21 protein-coding genes are annotated in these 20,643 nt (G+C 74.0%); 11 read left to right on the top strand and 10 right to left on the bottom strand.

Translation table 11 applies throughout. From position 1 onward, the window contains the following. Positions 1–141: 141 nt before the first annotated feature. Positions 142–792, top strand: a complete 651-nt coding sequence (locus tag HA073_RS07535; protein WP_166455992.1) for a bifunctional 2-polyprenyl-6-hydroxyphenol methylase/3-demethylubiquinol 3-O-methyltransferase UbiG — start codon at positions 142–144, stop codon at positions 790–792. 6 nt (positions 793–798) lie between these two features. On the opposite strand, the gene HA073_RS07530 is transcribed toward HA073_RS07535, so the two are convergent. The 7 genes from HA073_RS07530 to HA073_RS07505 all read right to left on the bottom strand — a co-directional run bounded on the left by HA073_RS07530 (position 799) and on the right by HA073_RS07505 (position 6,862). Then, positions 799–2,001: a sugar efflux transporter gene (locus HA073_RS07530; protein WP_205796399.1), complete on the bottom strand. Its 1,203-nt coding sequence runs from the start codon at positions 1,999–2,001 to the stop codon at positions 799–801. 68 nt (positions 2,002–2,069) lie between these two features. Next, positions 2,070–2,375: a DUF2470 domain-containing protein gene (locus HA073_RS07525; RefSeq protein WP_013286808.1), complete on the bottom strand. Its 306-nt coding sequence runs from the start codon at positions 2,373–2,375 to the stop codon at positions 2,070–2,072. Further along, positions 2,372–3,037: a heme oxygenase (biliverdin-producing) gene (locus HA073_RS30540; protein ID WP_240925578.1), complete on the bottom strand. Its 666-nt coding sequence runs from the start codon at positions 3,035–3,037 to the stop codon at positions 2,372–2,374. Before HA073_RS30540 ends, HA073_RS07525 begins: the two co-directional genes overlap by 4 nt. A gap of 3 nt (positions 3,038–3,040) precedes the next feature. Continuing rightward, complete coding sequence (locus HA073_RS30535) at positions 3,041–3,910, bottom strand: heme ABC transporter ATP-binding protein (RefSeq protein WP_240925577.1); 870 nt, start codon at positions 3,908–3,910, stop codon at positions 3,041–3,043. Next, positions 3,907–5,007 (bottom strand): iron ABC transporter permease, encoded by a 1,101-nt coding sequence (locus tag HA073_RS07515; protein WP_113972921.1) that lies wholly within the window; start codon positions 5,005–5,007, stop codon positions 3,907–3,909. The genes HA073_RS30535 and HA073_RS07515 overlap by 4 nt, the downstream gene beginning before the upstream one ends. Continuing rightward, entirely contained in the window at positions 5,004–6,038 is a 1,035-nt protein-coding gene (locus tag HA073_RS07510) for an ABC transporter substrate-binding protein (protein WP_309227995.1), read from the bottom strand. The genes HA073_RS07515 and HA073_RS07510 overlap by 4 nt, the downstream gene beginning before the upstream one ends. Continuing rightward, on the bottom strand, positions 6,035–6,862 hold the full coding sequence (locus HA073_RS07505) for a neocarzinostatin apoprotein domain-containing protein (protein WP_166455991.1): 828 nt from the start codon (positions 6,860–6,862) through the stop codon (positions 6,035–6,037). The genes HA073_RS07510 and HA073_RS07505 overlap by 4 nt, the downstream gene beginning before the upstream one ends. Positions 6,863–7,055: 193 nt before the next feature. Between HA073_RS07505 and HA073_RS07500 the strand changes: the two genes are divergently transcribed. The 3 genes from HA073_RS07500 (at position 7,056) to HA073_RS07490 (ending at position 10,734) form a co-directional block, all read left to right on the top strand. Next, a complete protein-coding gene (locus HA073_RS07500; RefSeq protein WP_064445664.1) occupies positions 7,056–8,549 on the top strand; it encodes an HtaA domain-containing protein in 1,494 nt (497 codons plus the stop codon). A 95-nt stretch (positions 8,550–8,644) separates the two neighbouring features. Then, the gene (locus tag HA073_RS07495) at positions 8,645–9,835 is read left to right on the top strand and encodes a WxL protein peptidoglycan domain-containing protein (RefSeq protein WP_166455990.1); all 1,191 of its coding nucleotides are present in this window, start codon (positions 8,645–8,647) and stop codon (positions 9,833–9,835) included. Next, positions 9,832–10,734 carry a hypothetical protein gene (locus HA073_RS07490; RefSeq protein ID WP_166455989.1) on the top strand — a complete coding sequence of 301 codons (903 nt, stop codon included), beginning with the start codon at positions 9,832–9,834 and terminating at the stop codon, positions 10,732–10,734. The genes HA073_RS07495 and HA073_RS07490 overlap by 4 nt, the downstream gene beginning before the upstream one ends. Here HA073_RS07490 and HA073_RS07485 read toward each other — a convergent pair. Further along, positions 10,731–12,305, bottom strand: coding sequence for an FMN-binding glutamate synthase family protein (locus tag HA073_RS07485; RefSeq protein WP_166455988.1), 1,575 nt, complete (start codon positions 12,303–12,305; stop codon positions 10,731–10,733). The two genes, HA073_RS07490 and HA073_RS07485, sit on opposite strands and share 4 nt — an antisense overlap. A gap of 40 nt (positions 12,306–12,345) precedes the next feature. Between HA073_RS07485 and HA073_RS07480 the strand changes: the two genes are divergently transcribed. From HA073_RS07480 to HA073_RS07465, 4 genes are all read left to right on the top strand, one after another. Next, on the top strand, positions 12,346–12,957 hold the full coding sequence (locus tag HA073_RS07480; protein ID WP_069088477.1) for an RNA polymerase sigma factor: 612 nt from the start codon (positions 12,346–12,348) through the stop codon (positions 12,955–12,957). Beyond that, entirely contained in the window at positions 12,950–13,663 is a 714-nt protein-coding gene (locus HA073_RS07475) for a hypothetical protein (protein ID WP_166455987.1), read from the top strand. Before HA073_RS07480 ends, HA073_RS07475 begins: the two co-directional genes overlap by 8 nt. 65 nt (positions 13,664–13,728) lie before the next feature. Next, positions 13,729–14,253, top strand: a complete 525-nt coding sequence (locus HA073_RS07470; RefSeq protein ID WP_166455986.1) for a hypothetical protein — start codon at positions 13,729–13,731, stop codon at positions 14,251–14,253. A 37-nt stretch (positions 14,254–14,290) separates the two neighbouring features. Continuing rightward, positions 14,291–14,851: a DUF5872 domain-containing protein gene (locus HA073_RS07465; protein ID WP_043323404.1), complete on the top strand. Its 561-nt coding sequence runs from the start codon at positions 14,291–14,293 to the stop codon at positions 14,849–14,851. A gap of 64 nt (positions 14,852–14,915) precedes the next feature. Here the strand turns inward: HA073_RS07465 and HA073_RS07460 are convergent, their stop codons facing one another. Continuing rightward, positions 14,916–16,109: an endo-1,4-beta-xylanase gene (locus tag HA073_RS07460; protein WP_043323406.1), complete on the bottom strand. Its 1,194-nt coding sequence runs from the start codon at positions 16,107–16,109 to the stop codon at positions 14,916–14,918. 202 nt (positions 16,110–16,311) lie between these two features. After that, positions 16,312–17,292 (bottom strand): LacI family DNA-binding transcriptional regulator, encoded by a 981-nt coding sequence (locus HA073_RS07455; RefSeq protein WP_176722818.1) that lies wholly within the window; start codon positions 17,290–17,292, stop codon positions 16,312–16,314. A 159-nt stretch (positions 17,293–17,451) separates the two neighbouring features. Here HA073_RS07455 and HA073_RS07450 point away from each other — a divergent pair, with 159 nt between their 5' ends. From HA073_RS07450 to HA073_RS07440, 3 genes are read left to right on the top strand one after another with little or no spacing between them, the layout of a single operon-like run. Then, positions 17,452–18,762, top strand: coding sequence for an ABC transporter substrate-binding protein (locus HA073_RS07450; protein ID WP_166455985.1), 1,311 nt, complete (start codon positions 17,452–17,454; stop codon positions 18,760–18,762). Beyond that, on the top strand, positions 18,759–19,757 hold the full coding sequence (locus tag HA073_RS07445) for a carbohydrate ABC transporter permease (protein ID WP_166455984.1): 999 nt from the start codon (positions 18,759–18,761) through the stop codon (positions 19,755–19,757). The genes HA073_RS07450 and HA073_RS07445 overlap by 4 nt, the downstream gene beginning before the upstream one ends. Beyond that, a complete protein-coding gene (locus HA073_RS07440; RefSeq protein ID WP_043323413.1) occupies positions 19,754–20,620 on the top strand; it encodes a carbohydrate ABC transporter permease in 867 nt (288 codons plus the stop codon). The genes HA073_RS07445 and HA073_RS07440 overlap by 4 nt, the downstream gene beginning before the upstream one ends. Positions 20,621–20,643: the final 23 nt, after the last annotated feature.

Here is a 20,643-nt window from a genome sequence, read left to right as displayed (position 1 = left end):
CATACCCCCGGGGGTATATTCCGAGGCGGCTGCCGCCCGGAAGTATTTGCCGGAACGGCAAGGTTCCTTGCTGGCCGGTGGACCCCGGCGCACGATGGCGAGGGCCCGGGCGGGCAGACGCCCGGCGGCGAGGAGGCGGACATGACGGGGCACCACCGCGAGCACCCGGCGGCGGACACCGACCCGGCCCGGTTCTGGGACGAGCGGTACGGCCAGCGGGACCGGATCTGGAGCGGCCGGGTGAACCCGGTCCTGGCCGAGGTGGCCGCCGCGCTGCCCCCGGGCACCGTGCTCGACCTGGGCAGCGGTGAGGGCGGCGACGCGGTGTGGCTGGCGTCGCGCGGCTGGCGGGTCACCGCCGTGGACATCTCGTCCGTCGCGCTGGACCGCCTCGCCGTGGAGGCCGAGCGGGCCGGGGTGGCGGAGCGGATCACCACCGTCCGGCACGACCTCACCCAGGGCTTCCCGCCCGGCCGGTACGACCTGGTGTCCGCGCAGTTCTTCCAGTCGCCGCTGGTCCTGCCCCGGGAGACGGTGCTGCCCCCGGCGGCCGAGGCGGTCGCTCCCGGCGGCCGGCTGCTCGTCGTCGAGCACGGCGCGCCGCCGCCCTGGGCCGGGCCCGACACCGGCCACCACCGGTTCGCCGAACCGGAGGAGATCCTGGCCGCGATGAGCCTCGACCCGGACGGCTGGGACACCGAGCGGCTGGGCGCGGCGCGCCGTACCGCCACCGGCCCGGACGGCCAGACCGGCGAGCTGATCGACCACGTGGTGCTGGTGCGGCGCCGCTGACCCCGGTCAGGCCCGCGCGGGCGGCCGGGTCAGCAGCAGCACCAGCAGCCCGGCCGCGCACAGCGCGGTGCTCATGCCGTACGCCCACCGGTAGCCGACCTGCGCGGAGAGCCCGAGCAGCGGCCCGGCGAGCATCGCGCCGATCGGAAACGTGTTGGTGAACAGCGTGGTGGCCCGGCCCGGCTCGCCCGGCAGCAGATCCTGCACGTAGGCGATCCCGACGCCGGACACCGCGGCGATGAACAGCGCGTTCACCGGCTGCGCGAACAGCAGGAACGGCACGCTCGGCGCCAGCGCGGCGGCCGCGTAGTAGGCGACCCCGCAGCCGCCGCCGACCAGGATCAGCGGCCGCAGCCGGACCCGCGCGGTCAGCGCGCCCAGCCCGAGGATCAGCGGGATCTCCAGCGCCGCGCACAGGCCCAGCACCAGCCCGGCGCGGGAGGGGTCGTCGTGCAGTTCGGTGTCGATGAACAGCGGCATCGCCTGCACACCGACCGTCAGCGGACACTGGAGCAGCACGAACGTGAGCGCCGTCAGCGCCAGCCGCAGCCGGGACGCGCCGCGCGGGCCGGGCGTGGCGCCGTCCGGATCGGCCGCGACCGGCCGCGCCGGCAGCGGCAGCTCCTCCAGCCGGAACGCGGCCACCAGCGCGGCCAGCGCGTACATGACGGCGGCCATGCCGTAGACCAGGCGGAAGCCGCCGACGTCGAGCAGCACCGCGGCCAGCGCCGGCCCGGCCACCCAGGCGACCGAGAACACGGTACGCATGAGGCTGACGCCGAACGCCGCCCGCGCCGGATCGTCCCTGTCGAACAGCGCCCGGGTGTACGCGAACGACTGCGGGAACAGCGAGTTCGCCAGCGCGGTGGCGGTCGCGGTCAGCCCCAGCAGGATCCAGTAGTCCCGGACGTACGCGGTCAGGCCCGCGCCCAGCACGCCGGCCAGCGCGGCGCCGACCAGCAGCGCGCGCCGGATCGGCAGGCGGTCCGACAGCCGGCCGATCAGCGCGGAGGCGACCACCCCGGACAGCGGCGCGACGACCAGGAACACGGTCACCCGTAACGGACTGGCGTGGACCTCCCGGTCGAGGAACAGCGACAGGAACGGCAGCACCACGGCGGTGGACAGACCGACGGTCAGGAAGACCACACCCAGCGGGAGCAGCCGGAATCGGCCGGCGCGCACCGCCGGCCTCGTGTCCACAGCCATGCGGCGGACTGTACGCCGCGGCGGCGCGGCGGCCGACCGGGTTTCCGCGGCCCGGACGGTCCCGGCGCTCAGCCGGCCGGGCGGGGCGGTACGCCGGCCCGGTCGCAGGCCTCCCGGTACATGCGCACCACCTCCCGGCGGATCTGCGCCCGTTCGGTGAGCCGGTGGGCGAACGGGACGCGCACCGGAACCTCCGTGCCGCCGACGGTGACGGCGAAGTCGATGCCGTCGGCGTCCAGGCCGGTGGTGCGGGCCGCGGTGGCGTCCGGCCGGCCGCCGAGCGTACGGCAGATCAGCAGCGCGTCCCCGGCGTGGTCGTCGTTCATGTGCCGGCTGACGGCGGCGACCACCTCCGGCGGAAAGCCGGCGCTCACGCGGCGCCCTCCCGGCTGCCCGCCGCCACCAGGCGACCCAGGTCGGTGAAGACCGCGATGTTGTGCTCGTACGCCACCAGCACCTCGTCGCGCAGCGCTGACCGGCCGGTCTCGTCCAGCGCGAGCGCGTCCAGCCTCGCCCGGTAGGCGTCCTTGTACGACTTCGGATCGGTGATCCGCGGGAAGCGGTAGAACGACGCCCCGGCCTCGCCGGTCACCCCGTAGTGCCGGGCCACGCAGCGCCCGATGTGTCGCCCGCCGGACAGGTCGCCGAGATAGCGGATGTAGTGGTGCGCGATGAACCGCTCGGGCGATCCGGCGCAGGCCGAGGTGATCCGCGCGGCGTACGCGACAGCGGCCGGGATCGGCTCCATCACCTCGCGCCAGCGCGGGCCGAGCAGGAACCGCAGGTCGGCGGCGAGTGCGGGCAGCCGGGTCAGCGCGTCGTCGACGAACGGGCCGGCCAGCGGGTCCTCGCGCATCGTCTCCGCGACGCCCTCCAGCGCCGCGTAGATGCCGTGGTGCGCGACGACGAGCGCGGTGTAGCCGGCCACGTCGAGCTCACCGGCGGTGAGCGCGGAGACGTACCGCTGGGACTCGGCGCTCTGGTGCGCGTCGCGGGTCTCGGCGCGCAGCCGGGCCGCGAACGTCTGTGTATCCATCTGCTATCTCTCCTCGTCGGCTGACGGTCTTGCGGGCCGGCCGCGTCGGGGCACGATCAGCGGCAGCCCGTCACGCGGGTGGGGAACGACGTCGATGTCGTACCGGTAGACCCCGCTGAGCAGCGGGGCGGTGAGCACGTCGCGCGGCGCCCCGGCGGCGCGGACGCGACCCTCGCCGAGCAGGGTCACGGTGTCCGCGTACGCCCCGGTCAGCGTCAGGTCGTGCAGCACCACGACCACGGCGTCCCCGGCGCGGGCCCGCTCCCGGGCGATGTGCATGACCAGTTCCTGGTGCCGCAGGTCGAGCGCGGCGGTCGGCTCGTCGAGCAGCAGCGTGGTGGCCCGCTGCGCCAGGACCCGGGCCAGCGCGGCGCGGGCCTGCTCGCCGCCGGACAGCGCGGGGTACGGCCGGGCCGCGAAGCGGGCGACGTCGCAGCGGTCGAGCACGTCGGCGACGACGGCGTCGTCCTGGTCCCGCTCGGGTCGCCCGGCCCACGGCGCCCGGCCCATCCGCACCACCTCCCCGACCGTGAACGGGAAGCTGAGCGTGTTGCGCTGGGCGAGGACGGCCCGGCGCCAGGCCAGCTCCACCGGGCTCCACGACTCGCGGGGCAGACCGTCGACCTCGATCCGGCCGGCGGCGGCCGGCACGTCACCGCTGATCGCGCCGAGCAGCGTCGACTTCCCGGCGCCGTTCGGCCCGACCAGGGCGTGCACCTCGCCGGCGCGTACCTGAAGGTCGATCCCGTCGAGCACGGTCCGGCCGGCGCGTTCGACGCGCAGCCCGGCCACCCGGATCCGGACGTGCCCGGCGGGCGCCGGGCGCGGCGGACGGGCGGCGGCGAACCGGCGCGGTGTACGCGGAAGGCTCATCCCCAGCCTCCGGCCCGGTCGCGGGTGCGGCGCAGCAGCCAGAAGAACGCCGGGCCGCCGATGACCGCGGTGAGCACGCCGAGGGGCAGCTCCTGGTGTTCGACGAGGGTACGCGCCGCGAGGTCGGCGCCGATCACCACGACGGCCCCGCCGAGCGCGCTGGCGACCAGCAGCACCCGGTGGCCCGGTCCGGCGACCATCCGGATCAGGTGCGGCACGACCAGTCCGACGAAGCTGATGATGCCGGTGAACGCGACAGCGGCGGCGCCGAGCAGCGCGGTGACGACGATCAGCCGCAGCCGCAGGCGTTCGGTGTTCACGCCGAGGTGCCGGGCGGCGGGTTCGCCGAGCGCGAGCAGGTCGAGCCGGCGCGCGTCGGCGCAGGCGACGGCGAGGCCGACGAGCAGGCACGGCGCGGCGAGACCGACGGCCGTCCAACTGGCCTGGGCGAGGCTGCCGAGGTTCCAGAACGCGATGGCCTGCACGCCGGACTGGTCGGTGACGAACATGAGCAGCCCGATCACCGAGCCGGCGACCGCGTTGACCGCGACGCCGGTCAGCACCAGCGTCACCACCTCGGTCCGGCCGCCGGAGCGGGCCAGCGCGTACACCAGGTAGGTGGTGGCGAGGCCGCCGGCGAAGGCGGCGAGCGGCACGGTCCATCCGCCCAGGACGGTGACGCCGGTGACGATGGCCAGGGCGGCGCCGACGGCGGCGCCGGCCGACACCCCGATGACGCCGGGCTCGGCGAGCGGGTTGCCGAAGACGCCCTGCATGACCGCGCCGGCGCAGCCGAGGGCGGCGCCGACGACGGCCGCCAGCAGCACCCGGGGGAAGCGGACGATCCAGAGCGCGTTCTCGCCCTGCGCCGCCGACGGCAGCGGACCGAGGTCCAGCCCGAGGCGGTGCAGCACGGAGCCGAGCACCTCGGCGGGGGAGATCGCCACCTGGCCGCGCCCGGCGGCCAGCAGGGCGACGAGCACGAGGGCGGCGCCGAGCCCGGCCACCAGGACGGCGCCCCGCCGGCCGGGCGACCGGGGCGCGCCGGTGACTGGCGCCGGGGCGGCGGGTGCGGGCCGCTTCCGTAGCGTGGTCACGACGGGTCCTCGCACGAGTAGACGGCGCGGGCCAGGGCCTGGACGACCCGGCCGGAGCGGACGCCGAAGGTGAGCAGCGTGCCGTCGGCCATGTCGACGACGCGCCGGTTCGCCCCGGCCGGCGTCTGCGCCACGCCGGGCAGCTTCACCAGGCCGTCGACGCCGCCGACGGAGGCGAGCCCGGCGCTCATCACCAGGATCACGTCGGGCGCGGCGTTGATGAGGCCCTCGCTGGTCAGCGGACGGAACTTGGACAGCCCGGCGGCGCTGCCGGCGTCGACGCCGCCGATCGCCTCGATCATCGCGTCGGACCCGGCGCCCCGGCCGCCGATCAGGTAGACCCCGGCGGTGCCGCGCAGGTAGAGGAACGCGATCCGTGGCGCGCGGCCCGCCGGGGCGGTACGCCGGGCCTCGGCGATCTCGCTCCGCACGCGGGTCACCAGCCGTTCTCCGGCCTCGGGCACGCCGAGCGCCGCCGCGATCGCGCGGATGTGCGCCGGTACGCCGTCGAGCGTCGGCTCGGCAGGTACCCGCACGACCGGGATGCCGGCGGCGCGGAGCTGGCGCAGCACCTCGGGCGGCCCGACGCCGTCGTCGACGAGCACGACGCTGGGGTCGAGGTCGAGCACCGCCTCGGCGGAGAGGTCGTGCCCGCCCGGGGTGACCACCGGCAGGTGCGCGGCGGCGGGGAACGTGGTCGAGGTGTCCCGCCCGATGACGTTGCCGCCCAGGCCGAGGCCGAAGACGATCTCGGCGATCGAGCCGTGCAGGTTCACCGGGAGGATGCGGCTGACGTCGTCGACGGTCACCGTCGTGCCGTCGCCGGAGCGTACGGTGGCCGGCAGCGCGGGCGTGGGCGCCGGGCGGACCGGCTCGACGTCGGCGTCGTCCACTGTCGCGGTGACCGGGCTGCAGCCGGCGGCGGACGGCGTACCCGATCGGCCCGGCGCGGCGCAGCCGGTCGCCGCCAGGGTCACCGCGAGCAGCGCGACGAGTGGTCCCCGGCCCGGTCGCCGGTGCGGGCGGCTCACCGGCCGGCACCGCGACGGCGCCGCCAACGGCCGAGGCCGAGCAGGATGACCAGGGCCAGCGCGGCGGCCACCACCCCGACGGTCCATCCGCGTCCGGCCCCGGAGGTGTCGCTGACCCGCGTGACGTGGAGGTCGGAGGCCGCGGCCTGCGACGGCGCCCCGGCCCCGGGCGCGGCGCCCGTCACCCCTGCCGCCCCCGCTGCGGCCGGCGCGTTGCCGGAGGCGGCCGGGGCCGGCGCGTCCTGTCCGGTGGTGTTCCGGGGCGTGGCGGCGGGCGTGGTCGCCTTCGGCGCCGGGCCGGCCTTCGGCGGGGCGCTCGTGGCGCCGGCGGCGAACGTGACCGGCACCCGTACGTCCTGGGACCGGTCGGAGGCCCGGGTGTGGTCGGCGCGGGTGACGACCGCGCACCGCCGGACGGTGCAGTCGACGTCGCCGATGGTGGGGGTCACCTTGACCGTCACGGAGAAGGAGCCGCCGGGGCCGTACGGCTCGGGCAGGCCCTCGGCGTAGGCGGGCGGGTTCGACGAGATCCACTGCGAGGCGCCGAGGCTGCCGGTGGTGTCGGCGCCGCCGCCGCACGGGGTGGCCGCCACGCCCGGTCCGTTGTCGACGCAGTACGCGACGTAGATGCCCTTGTCGACGTCGTAGCCGCGCCCGGAGACGGACACGGTGGCGCCGGAGCGGCTCAGGCCGGTGCTCGGGGTGACGGTGAGCTTCTGGCCGCCGCTGCCGGTGGCGGTGCCGGCGTGGGCCGGCGCGGGCGTGGCGACGACGGCGGCGGTGAGCAGAACGGTGGTCCAGATGGTGCGGCGCCGTGCTCGCATCGGGCTCCTCACACGACAGGTCCGGCCGGACGTGCCGGCCGAGCGGTTACTTAGGTTTGGCTAACCTAAGTGGCGAAAGCGCAGGTGGCAAGGGGTCCGTTCGGCTGAAGATCTTGGGACGCTTCGTGGATCACCCGATCATCTTAGGTTTGCCTAACCTAATGCCTTCGCTTCCCCTCCCGAGAGGAACAGCATGTTCAGATCCAGAGCCGGAGCCCTCCGGTCGATGCGCTGGGCGGCGGTGCTCGCCCTCGGCGTGTCGAGTGCGCTCGTGGGCGCCGGACCCGCCTCGGCGGCCGAGGCCGAGATCGCCAGCGGCAGCCTGACCTGGGGTTTCAAGGCCAGCTTCCGCAACTACGTCAAGGCCGGCAACGGGGACCCGCCGATCGCTGTCAGCAACGGCGCCACCGTCAACGCCGACGGTACGTTCACGTTCCCGTCGACCGGCGGCACGCACGACGCCGCCACCGGTACGACCAACGCCACGTACGGCGGCACCGTGGTGTTCTCGTACCCGGCGCACCTGCTGACCATCACGCTGGCCAACCCGACTGTCGCCGTCTCCGGCGGCACCGCCTCGCTGAAGGCGGACGTCGACCTGGCCACCACGATGACCGAGCCGGTCTCGGTGAAGCAGGCCACCATCGCCACCCTCACCGGCGCTCCCGCCACCAGCGGGAACACGGTGACCGGCAGCAACCTCGCCGCGGCGCTCACCAGCGTGGGAGCCGGCGCGTTCAACGGCTTCTACGCCGCCGGTGAGGCGCTGGACCCGGTGTCGTTCACGTTCACCACGGCAGGCGGCACCGCGCCCGCGACCCCGGCGGTGACCGTCGACCCGGCCCAGGGCCTCGACCCCGCCGGCGCGACTGTCACCGTACGCGGCACCGGCTTCGACCCGGACTTCAACAACGGGGCCGGCATCTACGTCTCGTTCGGACCGAAGGTCGACGAGCACTGGGCCAACGCCGGCGTCCTCCAGGTCACCAAGTGGGTCAACAAGACCAACGAGCCGACCGACGCCCGGGACCGGATGGCCGCCGACGGCAGCTTCACCACGACGCTGCCGATCAGCGCCGTCTACACCGACCGCAACGGCGACGAGGTGGACTGCACCGAGGTGCAGTGCTACGTCATCACCTTCGCCGCCCGCGGCTCGGCCGACCGCCGCCAGGACACGTTCACGCCGATCACCTTCACCCGTACCGGCGCGGGTGGGAACTCGGCCCAGCAGCGGATCACCAGCACGGTGACCGGCGGCCCGCTCAGCCTGAGCGTGGCCGGCGCGAACGTCGCCCTGCCGCCGGTCGGCAAGGGCGAGTACGCCCGGGCGCCGCTGAACACCGCCACGGTGGCCGACCTGCGCGGTGCCGGCACCGGCTGGAGCCTGGTCGGACAGGTGTCCGACTTCACCTCCGCCGCCGGTGGCGTCATCGCCGGGAACTACCTCGGCTGGGCGCCGACCGCGAACGTGGTGGACGACCCGCTGGGCGGCACCACCGGCGCCGTCACCCCGGGTGCGGTGGCCGCTCCCGGCGCCGGTCTCGGTGAGGCCCGAGCGTTGTGCACGGCCGGCGCCGGGACCAGCAACGGCGTCTTCGCCTGCGGCGCCGAGCTCAACCTCGGTGTGCCGGCGTCCGCCGCGGCGGGCGACTACGTCGCCACGCTCACCCTGACCCTCTCCTGATTCACCGACCGGGTCGGCCCTGGTGGGGCGCGGGCACGTCGTCCGTGCCCCACCAGCGGCGTCTGCCCGGCGACCACCTCGCAGCGGAGCACGGTATGCCCCTCCTCACGCCCTCCACCCGCATCCCGGTCGCCCGGATCGGCGCCGCGCTCGCCGCCGTGCTGCTCGCGGTGCTGCTCGGGTCACCGTCGCGCGGCGAGGCGGCCCCCCGGCCAGCGCCGTCCGCCGACCCCGGCGCCGCCCGCTGGGCGGTCCAGCCGTCCGGGCCCGGCGGGCCGACCGGGCGCAACTACTTCACCTACGACCTGGCGCCGGGTGCCACGATCACCGACCACGTCGGGGTGACCAACCTCGGTGACCGGCCGCTCACCTTCGCGGTGTACGGCACCGACGCGTACACCACCACCGACGGCGCCTTCGCGCTGCTGCCCTCCGACCGGGCCGCCACCGACGTCGGCGCCTGGATCGGCGTCGAGCGGCGGAACTGGACCGTCCAGCCCGGCCGGCGCGCGGACATCCCGTTCCGCCTCACCGTGCCGCGCGACGCCACGCCGGGCGACCACACCGGTGGCGTGATCGCCGCGGTCGCCCAGGACGGCGTCACCGCCGACGGGCAGCGGGTCCGCCTCGACCAGCGGATCGCCGCCCGGGTCTACCTCCGCGTGGCCGGCGAGGTCCGCCCCGCCGTGACCGTCGAAACGGTACGCGTCGACTACGACACCCCGCTCAACCCGATCGGACGCGCCGACCTCACGGTCACCTACCGGATCCGCAACAGCGGCAACGTCCGCGTCGGCGGCACCGGCGCGGTGGTCGTCGACGGCCCGGGTGGCTGGACGCTGTCCCGGACCAGCCCGGTCGACCTGCCGGAGCTGCTGCCCGGCGCCGAGTTCACCGTCACCGAGCGGGTCACCGGGGTGCCGCCCGCGCTGCGGCTGACCGCGACAGTGGACCTCGCACCCACCACCGTCGACACCGCGCTGCCCCCGGTGCGGCGCACCGCGAGCGTGTGGGCGCCGCCCTGGCTGCTGATCGCCGCTCCGGCGGCCGCGGGAGCCTGGCTCCTCCACCTGCGCCGTCGTCGACGCCGCCCCACCTCGGCCGCGCCCTCCACCACGCCCGGGCCGGCGCCGGTGTCCGAGCCTCCGGCGACGGTTGCACCCGCCGGGCCGGCGTCGGTGTCCGAGCCCTCGGCCGCTCCCGGCGGGCCGGCGGATGCGTCCCGGGCCCCCGTCGCGGGAACGGCCGAACCCCCGGCGGGCGGCACGGCGGCCGGTGCCCGGTGACCCCGGTCCTGCCGGCCGCCGCCGCGATCCTCGCGCTGGCCGTGCCGGTCCCGGCACCGCCGTCCGCCCCGGACGGCGCCGCCGTCTCCGCCCCGCCCGCGCCGTCGTCCACTGCGGCCTCCGCGCCGCCGCGGCCCGCTGTCGTCGTGCCGTCCGGCCCGCTGACTGTCGGGCAGCGGGTCACCGTCACGCTGCGCGGCTGGCCGGCCGGCCCGGTCCACCTCACGGTCTGCGGTAACGACGCCCGCCGGGGCGCGCTCGACTGCGCCAACGAACAGGCCACCACCGTCCAGGTGCCGGCGGGCACGACGGCGGCGCCGATCGCGCTGGCGGCACCGCCGGTCGCCTGTCCCTGCGTGCTGCGCGCGCATGCGCTGACCGGCGCCGTCCAGGCCACCGCCGCGCTGCCGGTCCGCGGCGTGACCGCCGCCCCGGCGCCCGCGCCGGCCGCCACGCCGCGCCTGCACCTCGACGAGCTGCGCGTCGCCGGCCGCCGCCCGCTGCGGGAATGGTTCGGGCTGCCCGAGACGCTCACCGTACGCGTCGCGCTGCGCAACCCCGGCCCGGCCGACGTGGTCGACCCGCCGTTCACGCTGCTGCTCGGCCGGCCCGGACGGGCGCACACCATCGTCGCCGCCCCGCCCCTGGGCACCATCGGCGCCGGGCAGGTCCGGACGTACGAGATCCCGGTGCCGGTGGACGTCGCCGTGCTCGGGGCACACGAACTCCACGGCCGCGTCGACCTGCCGGAACGGCCGGTCGCCTTCGTGGTCGAGACCAGCCGCCACCCCTGGGGACTGCTCGGCGCGGCGGCGGTCCTGGTGGTGGCGCCGATCGTGCTCCGCCCGCGCCCGCCGCGCCGCCGGGGGCGGCACCGCACCGGCGAGGGAACCGGCTAGCCGACGGCGGTGGGGGAGGGCGGCGCGCTGCCGCCCTGCGGCGCCTCGGCGGTCATCAGCCGCACGATCTCCGCCCGGTCCGCTGCCGACGGCATCCCCCACTCCGGCCGGTAGCCGAACGCCCGGTCCAGCGGGATCGACGAGGTGCGGCCGTCGAGGATCTCCACCGCGTCGGTGCCGATCAGCCCGGGATGCTCGACGCCGCACGCCTCGGCCACCTTGACCAGGTCGCGGCGCAGCGTCCGGATGTAGTTCGCGGCCCGCACCGACTTGCGGGCCGGGTCCAGACCCCGGGCCAGCCACGCGTTCTGCGTGGCGACGCCGGTCGGGCAGGTGTCGGTGTGGCACTTCTGTGCCTGGATGCAGCCGATCGCCAGCATCGCCTCCCGCCCGACGTTGACCATGTCGGCGCCGAGCGCGAACGCCACCACGGCGTTGTCGGGCAGGCCGAGCTTGCCGGCGCCGACGAACACCACCTTCTCGTGCAGGTCGCGTTCGGCGAAGGTGCGGTAGACCCGGGAGAAGCCCTGCTGGAACGGCAGCGAGACCGAGTCGCTGAAGATCAGCGGCGCGGCCCCGGTGCCGCCCTCGCCCCCGTCGACGGTCACGAAGTCCACGCCGCGCCCGGCGTCGCGCATCAGCGTGGCCAGATCCTCCCAGAACCCGAGGTCGCCGACGGCGGACTTGATGCCGACCGGCAGGCCGGTCTCGGCGGCGAGCAGCTCCACCCAGTCGAGCAGGCTGTCGCAGTCGGAGAACTCGGCGTGCCGGGACGGGCTGACGCAGTCCTGACCGGCCGGGACGCCCCGGGTGGCGGCGATCTCGGCGGAGACCTTCGCCGCCGGCAGCAGGCCGCCGAGGCTCGGCTTGGCGCCCTGGCTGAGCTTGATCTCCAGCGCGCGTACCGGCGCCGACGCCACCAGGTCCTTGAGCCGCGGCAGGCTGAACCGGCCCTGCTCGTCGCGGCAGCCGAAGTACGCGGTGCCGAGCTGGAAGACCAGCTCACCGCCCATGCGGTGGTACGGCGACAGCCCGCCCTCGCCGGTGTTCTGCAGACAGCCGGCCAGCGCCGCGCCCCGGTTGAGCGCCTCCACCGCGTTGGCGGACAGCGAGCCGAAGCTCATCCCGGAGACGTTCACCACCGACTCCGGGCGGAACGCCCGCGCCCGGCCGCGCGCCGCCCCGAGCACCTTGGCGCAGGGCAGCGTCACGTCGTGCCCGGCGGTCGGCGCCGACGGCGGCACCGCCCGGCCGAACGTGCGGTGCTTGATGATCGGATAGCCGGAGGTGTGCTCGATGTCGTTGTCGGTGCCGAAACCGAAGTAGTTGTTCTCCTGCTTGGCCGAGGCGTACACCCAGCGCCGCTGGTCGCGGGTGAAGGGCCGCTCCTCGTCGTTGCCGGCCACGATGTACTGCCGCAGCTCCGGTCCGATCGACTCGATCAGGTACCGGGCCCGGCCCAGCACCGGGAAGTTGCGGCGCAGCGCGTGGTCGCGTTGCAGCAGGTCCCGCGCCGCCAGCGCGGCGACGGCGGCGACGGCTGCGGGTACGGCTCTTCTCGCCCAGCTCATCCCGCCACTCTTTCCGGCACGGTCACCGGTCAAACGCCTGATGGAACCCGGCCGCCCCGGGCGGTGTCATGGAAGCGGACCGACGGCGGAGGCTGCCCTGGACGACGACGACCTCGTCACCCGCGTACGCGCCGGCGACCGGGAGGCGTACGACGCCCTGGTCGCCCGGCACACCGCGTCCGCGTACCGGACGGCGGTGCTGCTGGGCGCCGGTCCGGACGCCGAGGACGTGGTCCAGGAGGCGTTCGTGAAGGCGTACCGGAAACTGTCCCGCTACCGGGCCGAGGCGTCGTTCCGGTCCTGGCTGCTCGCGATCGTCGCCAACGAGACCCGGAACCTGCACCGGACGCGCAGCCGGCGCGACGGGCTGACGCTGCGCGCGGCGGCGGCGGAACCGGTCGTGGCCGGCGGCGCCGACGACGGGCTCGACGCGGTGCTGGCGGCCGAGCGCCGGGCCGCGCTGGTCGGAGCGCTGCGGCTGCTGCCCGTACGCGACCGCGAGGCGATCGTCTGCCGCTACCTGCTGGACCTCGGCGAGGACGAGACGGCCACGGTGCTGGGGCTGCCCCGGGGCACCGTGAAGTCGCGGACCCACCGGGCGCTGGCGAAGCTGCGTGCCCTGCTGGACCGGGAGGTGGCGCACCGTGGATGACCTGGAGCGGGAGCTGCGTGACCTGACCGGCTGGCTGGAGCCGGCGCGGACGCCCGACGTCACCGCGCGGGTCCGCGCCCGGCTCGACGCGCCCGCGCCGCGCCGCCGCCGGCGGTACGTGCTGGCCACCGTGCTCGCCGCGCTGCTCGTGGTGGCGCTGCCGCCGGGCCGCGCCGCGCTCGCCGACGCGGTGACCGGGCTGCTGCGGTTCTCCGGCGTCGTCATCGACTCCGCGCCCGCCCCGCCGCTGACCGGCACGCCCTCGCCACTGCCCGCGCAGCGGCACGTCGCCCTCGCCGAGGCGCAACGCCAGGTCCGCTTCCCGATCCGGGTGCCGTCCCGCCTGGGCGCGCCGGAACGGGTGCTGGTGGCCGACCCGGACGGCGCCGGCGGCCACCGGGTGGTCAGCCTGCTCTACCGGGGCGGCACGGTACGGCTGGACGCCTTCGACGGCTCGCTCGACATCGTGTTCCACAAGCGGTCACTCGGCGCGGACGTGACGCTCACCCAGGTGGGTGGCGAGTTCGCGATCTGGGTCGGCGGTCCGCACGCGCTGGCGTACGTGGACCGGTCGGGCACGGAACGGGTCGCCACCGCGCGGTTGTCCGCGGCCACGCTCATCTGGGAGCAGGGCGGGCTGAGTTACCGGCTGGAGGGCGGCCTCACCCGCGAGCAGGCGCTGGACGTCGCGGCCTCGCTCCGGTGAGCGACGGGAACCCGGCGGCCCCGGCCGGTGTCCTGTTGACGAGAGCCGTCGACGGGGAGGCCGCGATGTTCGTTGCGAGAAGAGTCCTGCTGGTGCCGGTCCTGCTGCTGGCCGGGTGCTCCGGTCCGGCCACGGTCCCGGCTGGAGCGCCGGTGACCTCGGCGCCGGCGGCCACCGAGCCGGCCGCGCCGGCGGCCTGCGCCGAACGGGTGGAGACCGGCCGGTTGCCGGACTGGGCGGACGCCGGGTTCACCGGCGACACCCGGATGCGGCACGTCTTCGGCGCCGGGGGCCACATCGTGGCGATCCTGTTCGCGTACCCGCTCGTGCACGCCCGGGGCGACGGTGCGAACAACAAGATCCTCTGGGTGGCGCGTCCCGAGGAAGGCCGCTCCGAGCCGGCGCCGCGGACGCCTCTGGTGATCACCGCGACCCGGGACGGGACGGGCGCCCCGGTCGTCCGCGAGGTGACCGGCGGGCCCGGGCCGTCCATCGTCGACCTGCCGGCCGCCGGGTGCTGGCGGCTGCGGCTGGACTGGTCCGGCCGCACCGACACGATGGATCTGGTCTACCGGCCGGGACCCGGCTGACCGGCATGGCCGCCGCCGGCGCGGGTAACGCTGCGTCATGGCGAAGTACACCGAGCCGGAACTGCGCGAGCGCCTCAAGGCCGAGATCCGCGCCTCCGACAAGGGCGGACGGCCGGGGCAGTGGTCGGCCCGCAAGTCGCAGCTGCTGACGAACGAGTACAAGAAGGCCGGCGGGGGATTCGAGGGCCCGAAGGACGCACGGCAGCGGTCGCTGCAGCGCTGGGGCGGCGAGAAGTGGCAGACCCGCAGCGGTGACACGCGCGCCCGCAACGGCGGCGAGACCCGTCGTTACCTGCCCGAACAGGCGTGGAAGGAGCTGTCGGAGGAGCAGCGGCGCGACACCGACACGCGCAAGCGCCGCGCGTCGCGCTCCGGCCGCCAGTACGTGCCGAACACCGGCCCGGCGAAGCGGGCCCGCCGGGACGCCACCGCCGCGGAGCAGATGACCGAGCTGCCGGTGACCGAGGCGGTCAAGCTCGTGCGCGACCTCGACACCCGTCAGCTCGACGCGGCGCTGCGCCGGGAACGGCGTGGCAAGGCCCGCAAGACGCTCATCGGACGGCTGGAGTCGGAACTGGGCCGCCGCCGGGCGGCGTGAGCGTGATCCCGTGGCGTACCGCGACGCAGGGGCCGGCCCGAAGGCCGGCCCCTGCGCGCGACAGTCAGCGGCGCGGGTGCTGCGGGATGCGCGGCAGCACGTAGGGCGGACCGGAGAACATCAGGTCTGCCTTGAGCTCGTGGTAGGCGAGCTTGGGCTGGTAGTTCTCGTCGTACACGGTGGCCAGGCCCTCTGGCGGGTCGGAGAACGCGCCGGGCACCCAGGAGTGCTTGTCGGTGAAGCCCCAGAGCGTGAACGAAAGGCAGTGCCGCTCGGCCAGGCACGCCTGCATCAGCACGCTGAAGCCCGCCGCGGACGCCTGCAGGCGCGGGTTGATCTCGGCGGAGTCGCCGGCCTCCACCCCGTCGGTGATCTGGCTGCGCACGTCCACCTCGGTGAGCGCCGTGGCCAGCCCGAGCCCGGCGAACTTGCGCAGGGCCGCGACCACCTGGAGCGTGCTGAAGTTGCCGTACTGGGTGCCCAGGTGGCCCTGCGCGCCCACGCCGTCGATCGGCACGCCCTTGGCCCGCAGGTCACGGACCATGTTGTAGACGAACTGCGTCTTGTCGTCGGCCGGGTTGCCGGAGCCGAACGCCTCGATGTTGTAGTCGTTGTAGAACAGCAGCGCCTTCGGGTCGGCGGCGCGGGCCCAGCGGAACGCGTCGGCGAGGTAGCCGGGCCCGAGGTTCTGCGCCCAGAACCCCTTGTAGTGCAGGGTGGACGGGGTGTCCCAGGGGTCGCTGACCGCCTCGTTCACCACGTCCCACTGCCAGATCTTGCCCTTGAAGTGGGTGACCACCGCGGTGATGTGGTTGCGCAGGATCTGGCGCAGCTCGGCCTTGCTGATCGAGCCGTCCGCGACGCCGCTGGTCAGCCACGCCGGCAGCTGGTTGTGCCAGACCAGCACGTGGCCCCGGACCCGCTGGTTGTTCTTGCGGGCGAACTCGATCAGCTCGTCGGCCGGACCCCAGTTGTAGGTGCCGCGGGTGGGCTCCAGGCTCTCCCACTTCATCACGTTCTCGGCGGTGACGGTGGAGAACTCGGACGCGGCCAGCTCGCGGTACCGCGGCTCGGCGGCGTCGTTGAGGGCCGCCATGTCCACTGCGGTGCCCACGTACAGGCCGTGGCGCTTGGCCAGCTCGCGCAGGCTCTGCGCGGCCGGGTCGTACGGGCGTCCCGCCGTCGCGGGGACGACGTTGAGGGCGGTGGCGGTCACGACGGCGACCGCGCCGGCGGCGAGCCAGCGTCTCAGCTTCATCTCGTTCCTTCCGGGCAGGTGCGCTCGGCCCGAGGGCCGGCGGTGGCGGTGCCGGGGCCGCCGCGACGTGGAACGGAGCGGCGGGTGCCCGGGCGGGCGGTGCGGCTTCCGAAACTTCCGGGGCGTCTTCCGGAAGTAGCCCGAAACCTTACGGACCTCGATAGCCGCCCGTCAATCGCCGTTCGGGTAGGAGCGGGGCGTATCAGCGCAGGGGTGCGCAGGAGGCCCGCACGACCAGCTCGGTGGGGAGCTGGATGTGGGTCTCCCGCTCGACGCCGGCGATCAGGTCGATCAGCAGGCGCAGTGACTCGGCGCCCATGCGTTGCAGCGGCTGCCGGATCGTGGTGAGCGGCGGGTCGACCAGCGCCGACTCGGGGATGTTGTCGAAGCCGATGACCGACAGGTCGTCCGGTACGCGCAGGCCGAGGTCGCGGGCGACGTCCACGGTGGAGATGGCGGAGAGGTCGTTGCCGGCGAAGATCGCGGTCGGCCGGTCGGGGAGGGCGAGCAGTTCGGCAGCCGTGCTGGCGGCGCTCTCGGTGCGGAAGCCGCCCACCCGCACCAGCCGCTCGTCCACCGGCGTGCCCGCGTCGGCCATCGCCTTGCGGAACCCGGCCTCGCGCAGGCGGGCCGACTCCAGGTCGGGGCGGCCGCTGATGTGCGCGATCCGGCGGTGCCCGAGCGACAGCAGGTAGTCGGTGGCCAGTACCGCGCCGGCGAAGTTGTCGGAGTCGACAGTGGGCAGGCCGGACGGGCCGGTGTGCGGGTCGACGGCCACCACGTGGAAACCGTGCTTGGTCTCGACCACCGTCGGCGTCACGATCACCGCGCCGTCGATGAGCGTGCCGGACAGGCGTGCCAGCGAGCGCCGCTCCCACCCTATGGCCGCGCCCTTGCCGTCCCCGCTGGAGTAGGCGAGCAGTTGGTAGCCGCTGCCGGCGACCTCGCGGGAGGCGCCCTTGAGCAGCTCGGTGGAGAACGGCTCGAACTCGGCGACCAGGATGCCCAGCACGTTCGTCCGGTGGCTGCGCAGGCTCTGCGCCCCCAGGCTGGCCTCGTATCCGAGTTCGTGGATGACCTGCTGGACGCGCTCGACGGTGGCCTGTGCGACGCCGTACCGACCATTGACAACTTTCGATACGGTTGCCACTGAGACGCCGGCTGTGCGGGCCACGTCTGACATCTTGACGCGCTGCGGGAACACCACGCCGACGATGATAGAGGGCCTTCCCAGGGTGATCGAAGACGTTTTCGAAAACGTTATCGATACCGATTGACTTCACGTTACGGCCCTGTAAAACTCCCCGGCAGGTAACCCGACTAAGTGGTCGAGGAGACATCTATGGCGATGAAGCGCCGTGCGGGCGCCGTCCTGGCACTGTTTGTGACAAGCGCTCTGCTGGCCTCCGCGTGCAGTGGAGGTGGCGACGACGACAAGGCCGCCGAGAGCGAGCTGTACAAGAACCCGGTGACGCTGACCTGGTGGCACAACGCCTCGCAGGACGGGCCCGGCAAGACGTACTGGGAGAAGGTCGCCAAGGACTTCTCCGCGGCCCACCCGACCGTCAAGATCGAGATCGAGGCGATCGAGACGAACCAGCTCCAGCGCACCCGGCTGCCCGCCGCGCTGCTGAGCAACGACCCGCCGGACATCTTCCAGGCGTGGGGCGGCGGCGAGATGCGCGAGCAGGTCGAGGCCGACTACCTCAAGGACATCACCGACCAGGTGAAGAGCGAGGTCGCCGACATCGGCAGCGCCTCCGAGATCTGGCAGGTGGAGGGCAAGCAGTACGGCCTGCCGTTCCGGATGGGCATCGAAGGCGTCTGGTACAACAAGGACATGTTCGCGAAGGCGGGCATCACGGCGCCGCCGACCACCTTCGAGGAACTCAACGCCGCGGTCACCAAGCTCAAGGCCATCAACGTCATCCCGATCGCCCTGGGCGCCGGGGACAAGTGGCCGGCCGCGCACTGGTGGTACAACTTCGCGCTGCGGGCCTGCTCGGTCGACACGCTGAAGAAGGCGACCAAGGACCGGACCTTCGACGACCCGTGTTTCGTCAAGGCCGGCCAGGACCTGAAGAGCTTCATCGACACCAAGCCGTTCCAGAACAACTTCATCGCCACGCCGGGCCAGAACGACCCGACCAGCGCCAACGGTCTGCTCGCCAACGGCAAGGCCGCGATGGAACTGATGGGCGACTGGAACCGTGGCACCCTGGACACCGTCGCCACGGACAAGGCGGCCCTGGGCAAGTTCCTGGGCTGGTTCCCGGTGCCGGCGATCTCCGGCTCCGCCGGTGACCCGAAGGCGGCCCTCGGCGGCGGCGACGGCTTCGCCTGCTCGAAGAACGCCCCGGCCGAGTGCGTCGAGTTCCTCAAGTACATCGTCAGCCCCGAGGTGCAGAAGGGCTACGCCGCCACCGGCACCGGCCTGCCGGTCGCCAAGGGCGCTGCCGACGGCGTCACCGACCCGGCGCTGAAGTCCATCCTGGAGGCCACCTCCTCGGCCACCTACGTGCAGCTCTGGCTGGACACGGCCTTCGGCAGCACCGTCGGCACCGCGATGAACGACGCGATCGTCGCGATCTTCGCCGGCAACGGGACACCTGAGAAGGTCGTCTCGGCCATGAAGGCGGCCGCAAGCAAGTGACGTCCGCATCGCAGACCCGTACGCCCGCCGACGGCGCTCTCGCGCCGCCGGCGGGCCTCCGGCCCGGCGCACGAGCCGCCTCACGCCGCGCCGAGACCCGCCGCAAGTGGTACGAGATCGTCGGCCTGACGACGCCGGCGGTCCTCATCTACGTGCTGTTCGTGCTGGTGCCGATGGGCTTCGCGTTCTACTACAGCCTGTTCCGCTGGCGCGGGGTCGGGCCGCCCACCGAGTACGTCGGCTTCCGTAACTACACGCTCGCGTTCCAGGACCCGATCTTCCTCGACGCGCTGCGCAACAACGCCATCATCGTCTTCGGATCGCTGCTCATCCAGGGGCCCGTCGCGCTCGGCATCGCCCTGCTGCTCAACCGCCGCTTCCGCGGGCGCTCCGCGTTCCGCCTGCTGGTCTTCGTGCCGTACGTGCTCGCCGAGGTCACCGTCGGCATCATGTGGAAGCTGATCCTGACCGACGGCGGCACGCTCGACGCGCTGCTGCGGTCGGTCGGGCTGGGCGGGCTGGTGCAGGCGTGGCTGGCCGACCTCGACGTGGTCATCTGGACCCTGCTGTTCGTGCTCACCTGGAAGTACGTCGGCTTCGCCATCATCCTGCTGCTCGCCGGCCTGTCGAACGTGCCGCCCGAGCTGAACGAGGCCGCCGAGATCGACGGCGCGAGCTGGTGGCAGATCCAGCGTCACGTCACGTTGCCACTGCTCGGCCCGACCATCCGGATCTGGATGTTCCTGTCGATGATCGGCTCGTTGCAGGTCTTCGACATGGTCTGGGTGACCTCCGTGCCCGCGGTGCGGTCGCTCGGCGCCTCGGCCACCATGGCGACGTACATGGTGGACAACGGCTTCTTCGCCCGGCTGTGGGGCTACGGCAACGCGGTCGCCGTGATCCTGTTCGCCATCTCGTTCGTCGCGGCGCTGCTGTTCCAGCGGTTCCTGCTCAGCCGTGACATCGAGGGCGCCATCACCCGGAAGGGGAAGTGACAGTGGCCGTGAACTCCGTACCCGCCCCTTCGCCCGGGCGCCGTCCGGTGCAGTGGAGCTCGCCGCTGACGTACGCGATCGCGCTCGCGGTCGCGGCCGTGTCGATCGCCCCCGTCGTGTACGTCATCGTCGGTGGCTTCCGGACCACGCCGCAGATCGTGAACGACCCGGCCGGCCTGCCCGACCCGTGGGTCTGGGACAACTACTACCGGGTGCTCACGCAGAGCGACTTCTGGCGGCAGGCGTTCAACAGCGCGGTGATCGCTCTGGGCACCACGCTCGGCGTGGTGGTGCTCGGCATGGCCGCCGCGTTCGTGCTCGCCCGGTACTCGTTCCGGGGGCGTGAATGGCTCTACACGTTCTTCACGCTCGGTCTGCTCTTCCCGGCCGGCGCGGCGATCCTGCCGCTGTACCTCCTGCTGCGTGACCTGAGCCTGATCAACTCCTACTACGCGGTGATCCTTCCGCAGGTCGCCTTCTCGCTGCCGCTGACGATCGTCATCCTGCGGCCGTTCCTGTCGGCCATCCCGCGGGAGCTGGAGGACGCGGCCGCCATCGACGGCGCCGGCCGGCTCGGCTTCCTCTGGCGGATCGTGCTGCCGCTGTCGCGGCCCGCGATCGTCACCGTCGGTATCCTCGCGTTCGTGGCGAGCTGGAACGCGTTCCTCCTGCCGCTGCTCGTCCTCGGGGACGTCAACCTGCACACCCTGCCGCTGGGCGTGCAGAACTTCTCCAGCCAGTACACCACCGACACCGCGGGCGTCCTCGCCTTCACCTCACTGGCGATGCTGCCGGCGCTGCTGTTCTTCACCCTCGCGGAGAAGCAGATCGTGGGCGGGCTCCAGGGCGCGGTCAAGGGCTGAGCGGCAGCAGCACCAGCACAACC

This window comes from Micromonospora sp. CMU55-4 (assembly GCF_011602315.1).
GTDB lineage: Bacteria > Actinomycetota > Actinomycetes > Mycobacteriales > Micromonosporaceae > Micromonospora > Micromonospora chalcea.
This window is presented reverse-complemented; position numbering and strand designations above follow the sequence as displayed.

What these genes read in the sequence shown, in the direction of transcription:
- HA073_RS07530 (WP_205796399.1), bottom strand. Translation starts at nt 2,001, where the DNA reads ATGGCTGTGGACACGAGGCCGGCGGTGCGCGCCGGCCGATTCCGGCTG.
- HA073_RS07450 (WP_166455985.1), top strand. Translation starts at nt 17,452, where the DNA reads ATGGCGATGAAGCGCCGTGCGGGCGCCGTCCTGGCACTGTTTGTGACA.
- HA073_RS30540 (WP_240925578.1), bottom strand. Translation starts at nt 3,037, where the DNA reads ATGGATACACAGACGTTCGCGGCCCGGCTGCGCGCCGAGACCCGCGAC.
- HA073_RS07465 (WP_043323404.1), top strand. Translation starts at nt 14,291, where the DNA reads ATGGCGAAGTACACCGAGCCGGAACTGCGCGAGCGCCTCAAGGCCGAG.
- HA073_RS07480 (WP_069088477.1), top strand. Translation starts at nt 12,346, where the DNA reads ATGGAACCCGGCCGCCCCGGGCGGTGTCATGGAAGCGGACCGACGGCG.
- HA073_RS07485 (WP_166455988.1), bottom strand. Translation starts at nt 12,305, where the DNA reads ATGAGCTGGGCGAGAAGAGCCGTACCCGCAGCCGTCGCCGCCGTCGCC.
- HA073_RS07535 (WP_166455992.1), top strand. Translation starts at nt 142, where the DNA reads ATGACGGGGCACCACCGCGAGCACCCGGCGGCGGACACCGACCCGGCC.
- HA073_RS07505 (WP_166455991.1), bottom strand. Translation starts at nt 6,862, where the DNA reads ATGCGAGCACGGCGCCGCACCATCTGGACCACCGTTCTGCTCACCGCC.
- HA073_RS30535 (WP_240925577.1), bottom strand. Translation starts at nt 3,910, where the DNA reads ATGAGCCTTCCGCGTACACCGCGCCGGTTCGCCGCCGCCCGTCCGCCG.
- HA073_RS07470 (WP_166455986.1), top strand. Translation starts at nt 13,729, where the DNA reads ATGTTCGTTGCGAGAAGAGTCCTGCTGGTGCCGGTCCTGCTGCTGGCC.
- HA073_RS07500 (WP_064445664.1), top strand. Translation starts at nt 7,056, where the DNA reads ATGTTCAGATCCAGAGCCGGAGCCCTCCGGTCGATGCGCTGGGCGGCG.
- HA073_RS07460 (WP_043323406.1), bottom strand. Translation starts at nt 16,109, where the DNA reads ATGAAGCTGAGACGCTGGCTCGCCGCCGGCGCGGTCGCCGTCGTGACC.
- HA073_RS07495 (WP_166455990.1), top strand. Translation starts at nt 8,645, where the DNA reads ATGCCCCTCCTCACGCCCTCCACCCGCATCCCGGTCGCCCGGATCGGC.
- HA073_RS07455 (WP_176722818.1), bottom strand. Translation starts at nt 17,292, where the DNA reads ATGTCAGACGTGGCCCGCACAGCCGGCGTCTCAGTGGCAACCGTATCG.